Here is a 13,546-nt window from a genome sequence, read left to right as displayed (position 1 = left end):
CATGGCCATGATCAACATCCTGAACACGCCCGACTTCCAGCAAAGCCAGCGACTGCGCCTCAACACGCTGATCCGGCTGCGCTGGCTGGCCATTGTCGGCCAGAGCGTGACCGTGCTCGTCGTCGCCTACGGCCTAAAGTTTCCGCTGCCGGTCAGTCTGTGTTTTGCCCTCATCGCCTGTTCGGCCTGGATGAACCTGTTTCTGGCCTTTCGCTTTCCGGCCGCGCACCGGCTCACCCCGTTCGCCGCCTTCGGCATCCTGGTCTTCGATAGCCTGCAGCTTGCCGGCCTGCTCTACATGACCGGCGGCCTGACCAATCCGTTCTCGCTGCTGATGACCGTGCCCGTCGTCATTTCGGCGACGTCGCTGCCCCTTCGCCTCACCGCCATCCTCGGCGGACTGGTGATGATCGCGGCGACCTTGCTGGTCTTTCGCCATCTGCCGCTGCCCTGGTACGAAGGCGCGCCCCTTGTGATGCCCTTCATCTATGTCGCCGGCATGTGGATGGCGGTGCTGTCCTCCATCGCCTTCACCGCCATGTACGCCTTCCGGGTGGCCGCCGAAGCCCGGCTATTGGCCAACGCGCTCGCCGCCACGGAACTGGTGCTGCAGCGCGAGCAGCACCTTTCCGCGCTCGACGGGCTGGCGGCGGCGGCGGCGCACGAACTCGGCACCCCGCTCGCCACGATCACGCTCGTCGCCAAGGAGATGGAAAAGGCGCTCGGCAGCGATCCGAAATACGGGGAAGACGTGAAGCTGCTGCGCTCTCAGAGCGAGCGTTGCCGTGAAATCCTCAAGCGCCTGACCAGCCTGTCGTCGGAGGGCGAGGCACATCTGTCCCGCCTGCCACTGACCTCGCTGGTCGAGGAGGTGACGGCGCCGCATCGCGACTTCGGCATCTCGATCAAGCTTCGCCCTGGCGAGCGGACCGGGCCGGAGCCGGTCGGGCGCCGCAATCCCGGCGTCATCTATGGTCTCGGCAATCTGGTCGAGAACGCGGTCGATTTCGCCCGCAAGGGCGTCACCGTGCGCTGGAGCTGGGACGAGGCGACGGTCTCCTTCTCGATCACCGATGACGGCCCGGGTTTCCCGCCCGAGATCATCGACCGCATCGGTGAACCCTACATGTCGACACGCCAGGGCACGGAAGCCGGAGGCGGCCTCGGGCTCGGCCTGTTTATCGCCAAGACATTGCTCGAACGTTCGGGCGCCACGCTCGACTTTCGCAATTCGAGCGGCCTCGGCGAAGGGGCCGTGGTGCGGATTTCGTGGCCGAGAAGCGTCTTCCTGAACCCGGAATCGGCCCCAGCCACCATGTTTGACACTGCGTAAATTGGACAATGGCCCCGCAAAACTATATCTGCGTAAAAATAAGGCAGCAGGAATTTTCGAGACGATGACAGGCGATGAGAACAGTGGGCCTATGGTTGAAGGCGAGGACACCTCGCTTCTGATCGTCGATGACGACAAGCCGTTCCTGACCCGTCTGGCCCGTGCCATGGAAACCAGGGGTTTCGTGGTCGAGACGGCGGAGAGCGTCGAGGAGGCCGTGGGCAAGGCGCGCGCCAATCCGCCCGCCTATGCGGTGGTCGACATGCGGCTGGGCGACGGCAACGGCCTCGATGTCGTCGCCGCCATCCGCGAGAAGCGTGAGGACTCCCGCACCATCATCCTGACCGGTTACGGCAACATAGCCACCGCGGTGACGGCGGTGAAGCTCGGCGCCGTCGACTATCTGTCGAAACCCGCCGACGCCGACGATGTCTTTGCGGCATTGACCCGCACCACCGGCGAGCGCGCCGCGCCGCCGGAAAACCCGATGTCGGCCGACCGCGTGCGCTGGGAGCATATCCAGCGCGTCTACGAAATGTGCGAGCGCAACGTTTCAGAGACCGCACGCCGGCTCAACATGCATCGCCGCACGCTGCAGCGGATCCTGGCCAAGCGCGCGCCGCGCTGAGAGACTGTTTGGAAATTCTGCTCTGGCGGCCATCTGGCGGCGTTTTCTGCGCTTCCCTTGCTCACGGACGAATGTCCGCTGCGCTGCGGTTCTCAACCACCATATGACCAGTCAGAGCGAATTCGAAACAGTCTCCGAGGCGCTGAAAAGGGTCCCATGCTTGCCCGGCGGCCGGACTTTGCGCATCATTGCAAATGACGCACGCCGGCAGGCGGCATGACGGAGGCGACATGCAGGATTTGAAGCGACGGCCGGTTTCCGTCTTCCGCGAGTTCCTCGACAGTGAGGCGGCCGGCGGCATCATCCTGATGGTGGCCGCCGCCCTTGCCCTGATCGTCGCCAATTCGCCGCTCGCCGGGACCTACTTCTCGGTTCTCCACGCCTATCTCGGCCCGCTCAGCGTCTCGCACTGGGTCAATGACGGGCTGATGGCGGTGTTCTTCCTGCTCGTCGGGCTGGAGATCAAGCGCGAGATGCTGGACGGCCAGCTCTCGACCTGGCCGCGCAGGGTGCTGCCCGGCATCGCGGCGGCCGGCGGCATGGTGATGCCGGCGCTGGTCTATGTCGCCATCAACAGCAACAATTCGGCCGCACTGTCCGGCTGGGCGATCCCGACCGCCACCGACATCGCCTTCGCGCTCGGCGTCCTGTCGCTGCTCGGCAGCCGCGTGCCGGCCTCGCTGAAGGTCTTCCTGACCGCGCTTGCCATCATCGACGACCTCGGCGCCGTCATCATCATCGCCATATTCTACACCAGCGGCCTGTCGCTGGCCTATCTCGGCGCTGCCTTCGCCGTCATTGCCGTGCTCATTGTGCTCAACCGCATGCGGGTGATGAGCCTTGTGCCCTATCTCGTGCTTGGCGCCATCCTGTGGGTACTGGTGCTGAAGTCCGGCGTCCATGCCACGCTGGCCGGCGTGGCACTAGCGCTGACCATTCCGCTCGAACGCTCGGCCGGCATCGGCCACGACCTTGACCATTCGCCGCTGCACCGGCTCGAGCACGGCCTGCACAAGCTGGTGGCGTTTATCGTCATCCCTATCTTCGGCTTTGCCAATGCCGGCGTTTCGCTCACCGGCCTGAGTTTTAGCGCCCTGATCGAGCCGCTCACGCTGGGCGTCGCAGCCGGTCTCGTCGTCGGCAAGCTGGTCGGCGTCTTCGGCTCCTCCGCGCTCGCCATCCGCTTCGGCCTCGCCGACCTGCCGGCCAACGCCGGCTGGCCGCACATGATCGGCATTTCGCTCCTGTGCGGCATCGGCTTCACCATGAGCCTGTTCATCGGCCTGCTCGCCTTCGCCAACGACGTGGCGCTGCAGGACGCGGTCAAGGTCGGCATCCTTGCCGGTTCCTTCATCGCCGCGCTGCTTGGTGCCGCGGTGCTGCTGATGGCCCCGGCCGTGGGTGGCGAGGAAGAGACGGAGTAGCCGTTCCGGGCTGGAGCATCTGGCGGGCGTCAATTTCAGGGCTGCGATTACTCGCTCTCCCCCTCCAGCACCGGCACCGCGACCCCCGCCAGCTCCGCCGCCAGCAGGCGCGCCGCGCCGGCGCGCGCGATGCGCAGCATCAGCGCCTTGCGCGTCGCCGCCGCCATGCGGTGCTCGGGCGCATCGCGTAAAATCTCGGCCCCATAGCCGTCGGAGAGAATGAAGCCGCATTCCTCGGGAAAGATTTCGGCCGGCACGCCGGGATGTGTGGCGAAAAAAAAGCGGTCGGAATGCAGCCGGTAATCGGGCCATTTGCGGTCGACGCGAAAATCCTCGATCGAGGATTTGATCTCGATAATCCAGATATCGCCCTGCCGCGTCAGCGCCACGAGATCGGCGCGCCGGCCGGTGGCCAACGACAACTCGGGCAGCACATGCGCGCCCATCTGCATCAGCAACCGCTGCACGCCCCGCCGCACCAGCATGGCGCGCTCGGACTGGCGACCGTCGATCAGAGGGTTCAGGAGAATCGGGGAGATGATTGGCATGGCAGGCACCATGCCAGACTTTGTTCACGGTTTGAACCCGGTTTTTAACGGCGATTATGTATTTGACAGACCTGGAGGGAGTTTGCCGGCTGACCGGGGCGGCTCGGCGGTTTGGGGGGACATCAATACGGGCAAAACCGCCGAGCCTGACTGGCGGCGGCAAATTTGGGGATTTGGGAGTTCGCCGTCAGCTTTGACCAGGATATCGCAGGGTTGACCGGTTGGCGTCATTCGAACGAAGGGCGGCGTTTCCGCTCGAGTCCATGTAGCAGTGGTCCACATTGCGCCTATGTTCGGTCCGCTCTTTCTGACCTTTCGCGGGACGTGGGGAGCCACTACCGCTGCCAGAAGCCACGGTGCACCGATACAAGTTCATCCTCAATTTCGGGGAAGGGGCCGTGGACCTCGATCTTCTTCTGCCCAGAGCCGAGCACAATTCGCGCGGACAGACTCATCGTCGGATTTTCGGGATGGTCGCCTGTCAGCGCGAGAAGCTCGGTCTCCTCGAAGCCATAGACCAGCTGGCCGATATTCGCCCAGTAGAGCGTTCCGGTGCACATCGCGCAGGGCTCGCCCGTCGAGACCAGCGTGCATGTCCAGAGAAACTCCGGCGGATAGGCTGCCGCCGCGCGCCGCGCAAGTTCGGTCTCGGCGTGATGCAGGGTGTCGATATTGCCTTGGCGCATGAGGATTGCGTCGTCGGGGCCGACCAGCACCGCGCCGAACGGATGGTGGCCGTGCGCGGCAGCCTCGCGGGCGACCGCATCGGCGGCGCGAAGGTGGGCGAGCATCTGGTCGCGGGTCATGCGCTCTCTCCGGTGTTGGGGTCACCGGCCGGCGACCAGCGGCAGTACTTTTACCCTACGCTGATATCAGAGCGCGCAATATACCACACGAACCCATGCTGGCGGCTTCACGAGCGCGTGGCAAGGCGGCTAACGCCGCCTTCGCCCAGGCCACCCTCTTCAACAGGTGGTCTATCGCTTCCGCGGTTGGGTTTGCCGCCGGCCAACGCCGCCCCCGCCATGTCATCCAAAATCGGGCAGTCCGGCCGCTCGTCGCCATGGCAGGCGTGAACGAGCTTCTGCAGCGTCGAGCGCATCGATTGCAGTTCGCGCACCTTCTCCTCGATGGCGGTGACGTGGGCGGCGGCGATTGCGCGCACGTCGTGGCTGGCGCGGCCGCGATCCTTGTAGAGCGCCATCAGCTGGCGACAATCGTCTATCGAAAAGCCGAGATTGCGCGCGCGGCGCAGGAAGGCCAGCCGGTGGATATCGTCGCCCGAATAATCGCGATAGCCATTGGCGGCGCGCGCGGGCGCGATCAGGCCGATCTCCTCATAGTAGCGGATGGTCTTGGCCGGCAGGCCTGAGCGGTGAGCGGCGTCGCCGACATTCATGACGGATCCTCGAGTTTCGCGGGCCTGCGATTCAGGCCCATTGAATTTCCTTCACAATCCGGTGAAGTATGTTGCCGAAATGCCATAGTGATACGCATACCAGCACGTAAGTCCCCGCATATAGGCATCGTGTGCTTGGCAAGCAAAGCAAATGCCAGCATGAATGATGGCGAGAAAGCGGCCGACTCGTGCCGCTCTAGTTTGGGCGGGGCACCGGATCACCACATGCGCATGAAGTCGCTTGCAATAATCGCCGCATTGGCGCTGTCCACTGCTATTGCCGGTTGCAGCACCATCGGCGGGCAGATGTTCTCCAACGACTATGGCGCGGTGACCGATGCCGGTTACCAGCTGCCACGTATCCCGATCGAGAAGGTCCCCTCGAAGTACCATCGCCAGGAAGTGAGTTACGACTCCAAGGAAAAGCCCGGCACCATCATCGTCGATACGCAGAACAAGTTCCTGTACTTCGTCGAGGGCGATGGCCGGGCAATCCGCTACGGTATCGGCGTCGGCCGCGAGGGCTTCGAATGGCACGGCACCGCCCATATCGCCATCAAGCGCGAATGGCCGACCTGGACGCCGCCTTCGCAGATGATCAAGCGCCAGCCCGAACTCGCCAAGTTCGCCGGCGGCATGGATCCGGGCCTGAAGAACCCGCTCGGCGCGCGCGCCATGTACCTGTTCAACAAGGGCGGTGACATGGGCTACCGCCTGCACGGCAGCCCGGAATGGAACTCGATCGGCAAGGCCATGTCGTCGGGCTGCATCCGGCTGATGAACCAGGACGTCATCGACCTCTACAATCGCGCCGAGGTCGGCGCCAAGGTCATCGTTCTTTAGACCATGATCCCGGAAAGCCTGTCCGCTTTTCCGGCAGATCGTGGTTAACTGGAAGTCGCCTTTCATACGCGGACCGTCTAGGCAACAACGGACGTCCCAAACAGAAAACCGGGCAATTCGGCCCGGTTTTTTGTTGTCCGTGGGTGGGAAATTGCCGTCTAAGAGACCTGCTCGACCTGCTGCACTTCCGGCACGAAATGGCGAAGCAGGTTCTGGATGCCGTGCTTCAGCGTCGCCGTCGAAGACGGGCAACCGGCGCAGGCGCCTTTCATGTGCAGGAACACGGTGCCGTTCTCGAAGCCCCGGAAGGTGATGTCGCCGCCGTCCTGCGCCACCGCCGGGCGCACCCGCGTGTCGAGCAGCTCCTTGATGGTGATGACGAGTTCCTCGTCGGCCTTGTCATAGAATTCACCGGTCTGGCTGGTCTCGGCGGCGGGGCCGGCCTTGGCCATGACAGGCGCACCGGACATGAAATGCTCCATGATCGCACCGAGGATCGCCGGCTTCAGGTGCTGCCAGTCCGGGCCGTCCTTGGACACGGTGATGAAATCGTAGCCGAAGAACACGCCGGTGACGCCTGGAATTTCGAACAGCCGCCCAGCCAGCGGCGAGGCAATGGCCGCACTGTCGGCATCGCGGAAATCGGCGGTGCCTTCTAGGAGCACTTCCTTGCCGGGCAGGAATTTCAGCGTCGCCGGATTGGGCGTCGACTCGGTCTGGATGAACATGGCCGTCTCCATGCCCGTTTTGGGCAACTAGTTTGGAATAGTTCTAAATAGGCTCTATCGGCGGGACATTCAAGCGAAACGCATCGCCGGAACGGCTGGCTGGCGGATGATTTTTTGCGACTCATGCCAAGCACTGTGAAGTGTGTCGAGATTCGGGTCAGGCCGAGTCGAAAATGATGGTTTCCGAGAACCGGAGCGGAGCGTACTTGAAGCACGTGAGCACCGGAAGCGCAGGAAGCCGCCATTTGCAGGCCGCCATCACCCGAATGTCGATACACTTCAGGCGAGGCTGTCGATCTCCTCATCCGACAAATTCTGTGGCACCACGGTCACCGGGATCGGAAAGGCAGCACCTTTGCCTGCCACGGCACCGACCAGCGGTCCAGGACCTTCCTTGCCGGCGCCGGCCGCGAGCACGAGGATGGCGATGTCCTGGTCTTCCTCGATCAGCTTGTGGATCTCTTCCGTCGGCTTGCCTTCGCGCACCACCATCTCCGGTTCGATGCCGAGCTTCTGCCGCACCTTGTTGGCGTAGCCGTCCAGCGCCGCGCGCGCCGTGGCGTTCGCCTCCTCGCGCATGATCTTCTCGACCCCCAGCCAGTGCTGGAAGTCGTCCGGTACGATGACATAGAGCAGCACCAGCGTGCCGCTGGTGCTCTGCGCCCGCTTGGAGGCGTAGGCGACGGCGCGCTCGCATTCCGGCGTGTCGTCGATGATCGTCAGGAATTTCCTGCGGTGACCGGCTTCGCGGCTGAGGCGTTTGGAGACCATGTCTATCTACTCGATGTCTTTTCGGCCGCAATCTGCCACCGCCGCTGACCGGCGGCAAGCCGCCGGCCTTGTGCCAGTGTTGTGCGCCGCGTTCAGCCCTGCAGCAGCCCGATAATGTCGCGCACCGTCTTCATCGTCGTTTCGGCGAGCACGCCGGCGCGTTCGCCGCCATCCCGCAGCACGGCGTCGACATAGGCGCGGTCGCCCTGGATACGGCGCATCTCGGTGGCGATCGGCGCCAGCCTCTCCACCGCGAGATCGGCCAGCGCCGGCTTGAACACAGAGAACTGCTGGCCGCCGAATTCCTTAAGCACATCGGCCTTCGACATCTCGGCGAGACCGGCATAGATGCCGACCAGGTTCTCCGCCTCGGGCCGGCTTTCCAGCCCGTCGACCTCGCTCGGCAAGGCCTCCGGGTCGGTCTTGGCCTTGCGGATCTTCTTCGAGATGGCGTCGGCATCGTCGGTCAGGTTGATGCGCGACAGGTCCGACGGGTCCGACTTCGACATCTTCTTGGAGCCGTCACGCAGCGACATGATGCGCGCTGCCGGCCCGCCGATGACCGGCTCGGTCAGCGGGAAATAGCCGTTCACCGTCTCCTCGCCTATCCTCATCTCGACGCCGACGCCAAGACCGGCGATGCGGTCGGAGAAATCGTTGTTGAATTTCTGCGCGATGTCGCGTGTCAGTTCCAGGTGCTGCTTCTGGTCCTCGCCCACCGGCACATGGGTGGCGCGATAAAGCAGGATGTCGGCCGCCATCAGCGAGGGATAGGCAAGCAGGCCCAGCGAGGCGTTCTCGCGGTCCTTGCCGGCCTTGTCCTTGAACTGCGTCATCTTGTTCATCCAGCCTATGCGCGCCACGCAATTGAAGATCCAGGCGAGCTCCGCGTGCTGCATCACCCGCGACTGGTTGAAGACGATGTGCTTCTTCGGGTCGATGCCGGAGGCGAGGAACGCCGCGGTGATCGACCGCGTCTGGTCGGCAAGGTCGTCATGGACAAGCTGGGCGGTCAGCGAATGCAGGTCGACGACGCAATAGATGCAGTCGGACGTATCCTGCAGGGCGACGAATTTCTTGATGGCGCCGAGATAGTTGCCGAGATGCAGATTGCCGGTCGGCTGAACACCGGAGAAGACGAGTGGCTTGAAGGCGGACATGGTTTTCCTCATGGCTTGTGGAGGGCCGTATAAGCGTGATTCCGAAAGTTGCGGACTTTTCGGAGCCAATCGGGCGGCTGGAAACCGCGCGCGGCGAAAGTCTGCGACGGCGCGCTTATGGACGAGAGCGCGGGCGGGATCAAGACCGGCCAGGCGGGATGCTCGGCCGATCTATTCGTCGAGTTCTGATTTTGCCACGGACGGGCCGGCTTCTGTCCTCCGGCGCCCCACATTGCGCCGGATCATGCCGAAATCGGCGCCGCCGGTGGCGAAAGCGGTGACGAAATAGAGCAGCGCCCCTCCGGCCACCAATGCCAGCACCGTCGTCGCCTTGACGACCAGCGGCGAGCCGGGGCCGATCCTTGTGGCCAACAAATGTTCGGCGAAATAGAGGGCGACACCCATGACCACCGCCGACAGCACCAGCCGTGGGATGCGCCTCAACAGCGGCACGTCGCGGCCCCAATGGCCGCGCCGGATCAGCACGGCAAGCAGCATCAGCGCGTTGACCCAGCCGGCGACGGCGGAGGCCACGGCGATGCCGGGTGCACCCATCCTCGGGAACAGCGTCAGCGCGGTGGCGACGTTCACCGCCACGGAGATTGCGGCGAAGATCATCGGCGTGCGCGTATCCTCGCGGGCGAAATAGCCTGGGGTGAAGGCCTTGATCAGCACGAAGGCCGGCAGGCCGAGACCGAAGATCGCCAGGATCGCCGCCACGACAGGTGTCGAATGGTTGGCGGCGAACGCGCCGCGCTCATAGACCAGCCGCACGATCGGCTCCGCCATCACCCAGAGCGCCGCCGCCGCCGGCAAGGTCATGAACAGGGTGAATTCGACGGAGCGGTTCTGCAGATTGGCTGCCTCGATCAGATTGCCTGACTTCAGCGCCCGCGACAGTTCGGGCAACAGCACGATCGCCACTGCGACGCCGACGACACCGAGCGGCAACTGGTAGACGCGGTCGGCATAAGCCAGCGAGGACACGGCACTGTCCTGCGCGGAGGCGATGGCCGTTCCGATCAGCTGGTTGATCTGGGTGATGCCACCGGTGATCGCCGCCGGCAGCGCCAGGATCAGGAGCCGCTTCACGTTCGGCGTCATCCTAGGCCGGCGGAAGCCGATCGAGATGCCCGCATTGCGCACCGCCACCCAGACGATGGCGAGTTGCACGACGCCGGCCGCCAGCACGCCCCAGGACAGGCCGGAGCCGACAGCGTGTGCATCCAGTCCGTGATACCAGGCATAGCCAAGCACGCTGATGAGGATGATGTTGAGGAAAGCCGGCGCGATTGCCGCGGCGAAATAGCGCCGCAAGGAGTTCAGCATGCCCGCCATCATGGCGGCGAGCGACATGCAGATCAGATAAGGGAACATGATCGTCGCAAGCGTGACGGTCGTCTCGAACTTGCCCGGCGTGTCGGCAAAGCCCGGCGCCACCAGGTAGCGCACGATCAGCGGCATCGCCAGTTCCATGGCGATGGTCAGCGCCAGGAGCGCGGTGAACAGCACCCCGAACACCTCTTCGGAAAAACGCTTGGCGCCATCGGTGCCGTGTGTCTCGATCTCCTTGGCGAACAGCGGCACGAAGGCGGCATTGAACGCGCCCTCGGCGAACAGCCGGCGAAAGGTGTTGGGGAACTGGAAGGCGGCATTGAAGGCGTCCGCGACCGGTCCGGTGCCGAGTGCGGCCGCCATCAGCATCTCGCGGCCGAAACCGAGCGCACGGCTCATCAGCGTGCCGGACGCGACGGTAGCGAATTTCTTGACGAGACTCATGCGTTCGCAAACTGCCTGTGGGATTGGAAGAAGGGGATGATGGCCGTCACTCGGCGGCTGCCTTGGCCTTGCCGCCGCGTTCGAGCGCTACACCTTCGAGCGTCGCTATCAGCCGGTTGCGGATGGTGGCGATGCGGGCCGGGTTGTCGATCTTCTGGCCGGTCAGGTCGGTGACATAGAAGGTGTCGATGACCTTCTCGCCGAAGGTGGTGATATGCGCCGATGCGATGTCGAGCGACAGGTCGGACAGTGTCCCGGTGATTTCCGACAGCAGGCCGGGGCGGTCGAGCCCCTCGACCTCGATCACCGAAAACCGGTTCGATAGCGCGTTGCGGATTTCGGCGCGTGGAGGGATCTTGAAGACCTTGGATCCGCGCCTTGGCTTGGTGCGTTTCTCGATCATCTCCGGCAGCCAGCTCTTGCCCGACAGCACGTCCTCGATCAGCCGGCCGACGCGCTCGGCGCGCCGGCGTTCGTCCTCGTCGCGGTCGAATTCCCTCGAGATCAGGATCGTGTCCAGCGCGCGCCCGTCCGAGGTGGTGAAGATCTGCGCGTCGACGATGTTGCCGCCGGCGCCGGCGCATGCCCCGGCGATGACCGAGAGAAGACGGGGGTGGTCCTGCGCCAGCACGGTGATTTCGGTCACCGCCTCGAATTGGTGGGTCTTGACCATGGTGGCGAGCTTGTTGCCCGCCGCGTCCGCCTCACGGATGAACTCGGCGTGGCGAAGCTGGTCCGGCAGGTCCACGGTCAGGAGGTAGTTTTCATAATGCAGCCCGACATAGCGCTTGCGCGCCTTGTCGGGCCAGTCGGCGAGCGCCTCGGCCAGGCGTTCGCGCGCCGCCGCCGTGCGTTGGGCGCGCGAGACTTCCGAAAAGCCGCCGGTCAGCAGCAGTTCGGTTTCGTAGTAGAGCGTACGCAGCAACTGGCCCTTCCAGCCGTTCCACACGCCCGGTCCGACGCCCCTGATGTCGCAAACGGTGAGGATCAACAGCATCTTCAACCGCTCGACCGATTGCACGATCGAGGCGAAGTCCTCGATCGTCTTGCGGTCGTTGAGGTCGCGGGTCTGCGCCGTCATAGACATGACGAGGTGGTTCTCGACCAGCCAGGCGACAGTTTCCGTATCGGCCGGCGAAAGCCCCATATGCGGGCAGATCCGCCTTGCGATCCTGGCGCCGGCCTCGGAATGGTCCTCTGGTCTGCCCTTGGCGATGTCGTGCAGCAGGACGGCGACATAGAGCGCCTCGCGGCTTTTCTTCAGCCCGGGCATCAGCGCATGCGACAGCGGATGCACCTTCTCGCCGTCGCCGCGCTCGATCTCGGCCAGCACGCCGATGCAGCGGATCAGGTGCTCGTCGACCGTGTAGTGGTGGTACATCGAGAACTGCATCATGGCGACGATCTTGCCGAAATCGGGGATCAGCCGGCCCAGCAATCCCGCCTCGTTCATCCGCCGCAGGTTGAGCTCGGCGTTGCGATCCGAGGTCAATATGTCGAGGAACAGCCGGTTGGCTTCCTCGTCGCGCCTGAGCGACTTGTTGACCAGGCCGAGCGAACGGGTGAGGAGTTTCAGCGCATCGGGATGGAATTCCAGCCCGTGCTTGTCGGCAAACCAGAACAGCCTGAGAAGATTGACCGGGTCGCGCTCGAAGACGCCGTCGTCGGCGATGTTGATGCGATGGTTGTCGACGATGAAGTCCGACGTGCCGGCAAGCTTGCGCTTGCGGCGCTGGAAGGTGAGGAAGATGCGGTTGAAGCCGGGAACATGCTTGGCCTGCTCCTCCTCCAGCGCGGCGCAGAAGATGCGGGTCAGGTCGCCGACATCCTTGGCGACGAGGAAATAGTGCTTCATGAAGCGTTCGACCGCCGACAGGCCGGGATGGGTCGTATAGCCGAGCCGTTCGGCGATCTCGCGCTGAATGTCGAAATGCAGCCGCTCCTCGGCCTTGCCGGTGAGGAAGTGCATGTGGCAGCGCACCGCCCACAGGAAATCCTCGGCCTTCTGGAACTCGCGGTACTCGGCTTCGGTGAAGACGCCTTTTTCGACCAGTTCCTCGCCGGTGCGCACCCGGTAAAAATATTTGCCGATCCAGAACAGCGTCTGCAGGTCGCGCAGGCCGCCCTTGCCGTCCTTGACGTTGGGCTCGACCAGATAGCGGCTTTCGCCGGCCTTGGCATGGCGCTCGTCGCGTTCGGCAAGCTTGGCCTGCACATATTCCGGGCCGGTCGTGCGCACCACCTCATGGTCGAAGCGCAGCATCAACTCGTCATAGAGCTTGCGTTCGCCCCACAGGAAACGGGCTTCCAGGATCGAGGTGCGGATGGTGATGTCGGTGCGCGACAGCCTGAGGCACTCATCGATGTTGCGGGTGGCATGGCCGACCTTCAGCCCCATGTCCCACAGCATGTAGAGCATATATTCGACCGTCTGTTCGCCCCACGGCGTCTGCTTGTAAGGCAGCAGGAACAGAAGGTCGATGTCGGATCCCGGCGCCAGCGTGCCGCGGCCATAGCCGCCGACGGCAACGACCGCCATGCGTTCGGCCGAGGATCGGTTCTTCACCCGGTAGACATGGGTTGCGGCAAAATCGTAGAGCGAGCGGATCAGCTCGTCCATCAGGTGCGACAGCCGTTCGGCGCAGGCATTGCCGCCGCCATCTTGTCTCAGCATGGCCTCGGCTGTCTTGCGGCCCTCGGCGAGACGCCCCTTGAGAAGCTGAAGGACGGCCGAGCGGATGGCCTTGCTGGAACCGTCGCCGGCGCTGGCCGTGGTCAGCGCGGTCATCTCGCGGCGCAAGGCTTCGCCGTCGATCAGTTCATCGAGCTTCAGGGAGATTTTCGCCATAGATATCGGTTGGCCTTGCCTTTTGGGCGGCGTCTATAGCGCGTTTTCGCGGCGCTGGGTATGGGCCTGCTGTCAATCCCGCAAA

The 13,546-nt window shown here is 64.0% G+C and carries 12 protein-coding genes; 4 read left to right on the top strand and 8 right to left on the bottom strand.

Annotation, left to right across the window (positions count from 1 at the left end):
• Position 1 precedes the first annotated feature (1 nt).
• From FJ943_RS17300 to nhaA, 3 genes are all read left to right on the top strand, one after another.
• Positions 2-1,333: an ActS/PrrB/RegB family redox-sensitive histidine kinase gene (locus FJ943_RS17300; RefSeq protein ID WP_140723233.1), complete on the top strand. Its 1,332-nt coding sequence runs from the start codon at positions 2-4 to the stop codon at positions 1,331-1,333.
• Between the two features lie 64 nt (positions 1,334-1,397).
• The gene (locus tag FJ943_RS17295) at positions 1,398-1,961 is read left to right on the top strand and encodes an ActR/PrrA/RegA family redox response regulator transcription factor (RefSeq protein ID WP_015314185.1); all 564 of its coding nucleotides are present in this window, start codon (positions 1,398-1,400) and stop codon (positions 1,959-1,961) included.
• A gap of 230 nt (positions 1,962-2,191) precedes the next feature.
• A complete protein-coding gene (gene nhaA, locus FJ943_RS17290; RefSeq protein WP_140723230.1) occupies positions 2,192-3,385 on the top strand; it encodes a Na+/H+ antiporter NhaA in 1,194 nt (397 codons plus the stop codon).
• Positions 3,386-3,432: 47 nt separating this feature from the next.
• Here nhaA and FJ943_RS17285 read toward each other — a convergent pair whose 3' ends face one another.
• The 3 genes from FJ943_RS17285 to cueR form a co-directional block, all read right to left on the bottom strand.
• A complete protein-coding gene (locus FJ943_RS17285; RefSeq protein ID WP_015314183.1) occupies positions 3,433-3,933 on the bottom strand; it encodes an MmcB family DNA repair protein in 501 nt (166 codons plus the stop codon).
• Between the two features lie 335 nt (positions 3,934-4,268).
• Entirely contained in the window at positions 4,269-4,739 is a 471-nt protein-coding gene (locus tag FJ943_RS17280) for a nucleoside deaminase (RefSeq protein ID WP_140723228.1), read from the bottom strand.
• Between the two features lie 107 nt (positions 4,740-4,846).
• Positions 4,847-5,332, bottom strand: coding sequence for a Cu(I)-responsive transcriptional regulator (gene cueR / locus FJ943_RS17275; protein ID WP_015314177.1), 486 nt, complete (start codon positions 5,330-5,332; stop codon positions 4,847-4,849).
• A 225-nt stretch (positions 5,333-5,557) separates the two neighbouring features.
• Between cueR and FJ943_RS17270 the strand changes: the two genes are divergently transcribed.
• Entirely contained in the window at positions 5,558-6,175 is a 618-nt protein-coding gene (locus tag FJ943_RS17270) for a L,D-transpeptidase (RefSeq protein ID WP_015314176.1), read from the top strand.
• Between the two features lie 158 nt (positions 6,176-6,333).
• Here FJ943_RS17270 and FJ943_RS17265 read toward each other — a convergent pair whose 3' ends face one another.
• The 5 genes from FJ943_RS17265 to FJ943_RS17245 form a co-directional block, all read right to left on the bottom strand.
• Positions 6,334-6,903 (bottom strand): NifU family protein, encoded by a 570-nt coding sequence (locus FJ943_RS17265; RefSeq protein ID WP_015314175.1) that lies wholly within the window; start codon positions 6,901-6,903, stop codon positions 6,334-6,336.
• A gap of 279 nt (positions 6,904-7,182) precedes the next feature.
• Positions 7,183-7,674 carry a universal stress protein gene (locus FJ943_RS17260; RefSeq protein ID WP_010913128.1) on the bottom strand — a complete coding sequence of 164 codons (492 nt, stop codon included), beginning with the start codon at positions 7,672-7,674 and terminating at the stop codon, positions 7,183-7,185.
• 92 nt (positions 7,675-7,766) lie between these two features.
• Positions 7,767-8,834: a tryptophan--tRNA ligase gene (gene trpS / locus FJ943_RS17255; RefSeq protein ID WP_015314174.1), complete on the bottom strand. Its 1,068-nt coding sequence runs from the start codon at positions 8,832-8,834 to the stop codon at positions 7,767-7,769.
• A gap of 171 nt (positions 8,835-9,005) precedes the next feature.
• A complete protein-coding gene (gene murJ / locus FJ943_RS17250) occupies positions 9,006-10,613 on the bottom strand; it encodes a murein biosynthesis integral membrane protein MurJ (protein ID WP_140723225.1) in 1,608 nt (535 codons plus the stop codon).
• Positions 10,614-10,659: 46 nt separating this feature from the next.
• Positions 10,660-13,461 (bottom strand): [protein-PII] uridylyltransferase, encoded by a 2,802-nt coding sequence (locus FJ943_RS17245; protein ID WP_140660536.1) that lies wholly within the window; start codon positions 13,459-13,461, stop codon positions 10,660-10,662.
• Positions 13,462-13,546: the final 85 nt, after the last annotated feature.

This window comes from Mesorhizobium sp. B2-3-10, from assembly GCF_006442275.1.
Classification (GTDB): Bacteria; Pseudomonadota; Alphaproteobacteria; order Rhizobiales; family Rhizobiaceae; genus Mesorhizobium; species Mesorhizobium australicum.
The sequence above is the reverse complement of the archived record's forward strand: the minus strand, read 5'-3'. Positions and strand labels throughout refer to the sequence as shown.

Coding starts and splice junctions, on each gene's coding strand:
- FJ943_RS17300 (WP_140723233.1), top strand. CDS start 2: ATGGCCATGATCAACATCCTGAACACGCCCGACTTCCAGCAAAGCCAG.
- FJ943_RS17295 (WP_015314185.1), top strand. CDS start 1,398: ATGACAGGCGATGAGAACAGTGGGCCTATGGTTGAAGGCGAGGACACC.
- nhaA (WP_140723230.1), top strand. CDS start 2,192: ATGCAGGATTTGAAGCGACGGCCGGTTTCCGTCTTCCGCGAGTTCCTC.
- FJ943_RS17285 (WP_015314183.1), bottom strand. CDS start 3,933: ATGCCAATCATCTCCCCGATTCTCCTGAACCCTCTGATCGACGGTCGC.
- FJ943_RS17280 (WP_140723228.1), bottom strand. CDS start 4,739: ATGACCCGCGACCAGATGCTCGCCCACCTTCGCGCCGCCGATGCGGTC.
- cueR (WP_015314177.1), bottom strand. CDS start 5,332: ATGAATGTCGGCGACGCCGCTCACCGCTCAGGCCTGCCGGCCAAGACC.
- FJ943_RS17270 (WP_015314176.1), top strand. CDS start 5,558: ATGCGCATGAAGTCGCTTGCAATAATCGCCGCATTGGCGCTGTCCACT.
- FJ943_RS17265 (WP_015314175.1), bottom strand. CDS start 6,903: ATGTTCATCCAGACCGAGTCGACGCCCAATCCGGCGACGCTGAAATTC.
- FJ943_RS17260 (WP_010913128.1), bottom strand. CDS start 7,674: ATGGTCTCCAAACGCCTCAGCCGCGAAGCCGGTCACCGCAGGAAATTC.
- trpS (WP_015314174.1), bottom strand. CDS start 8,834: ATGTCCGCCTTCAAGCCACTCGTCTTCTCCGGTGTTCAGCCGACCGGC.
- murJ (WP_140723225.1), bottom strand. CDS start 10,613: ATGAGTCTCGTCAAGAAATTCGCTACCGTCGCGTCCGGCACGCTGATG.
- FJ943_RS17245 (WP_140660536.1), bottom strand. CDS start 13,461: ATGGCGAAAATCTCCCTGAAGCTCGATGAACTGATCGACGGCGAAGCC.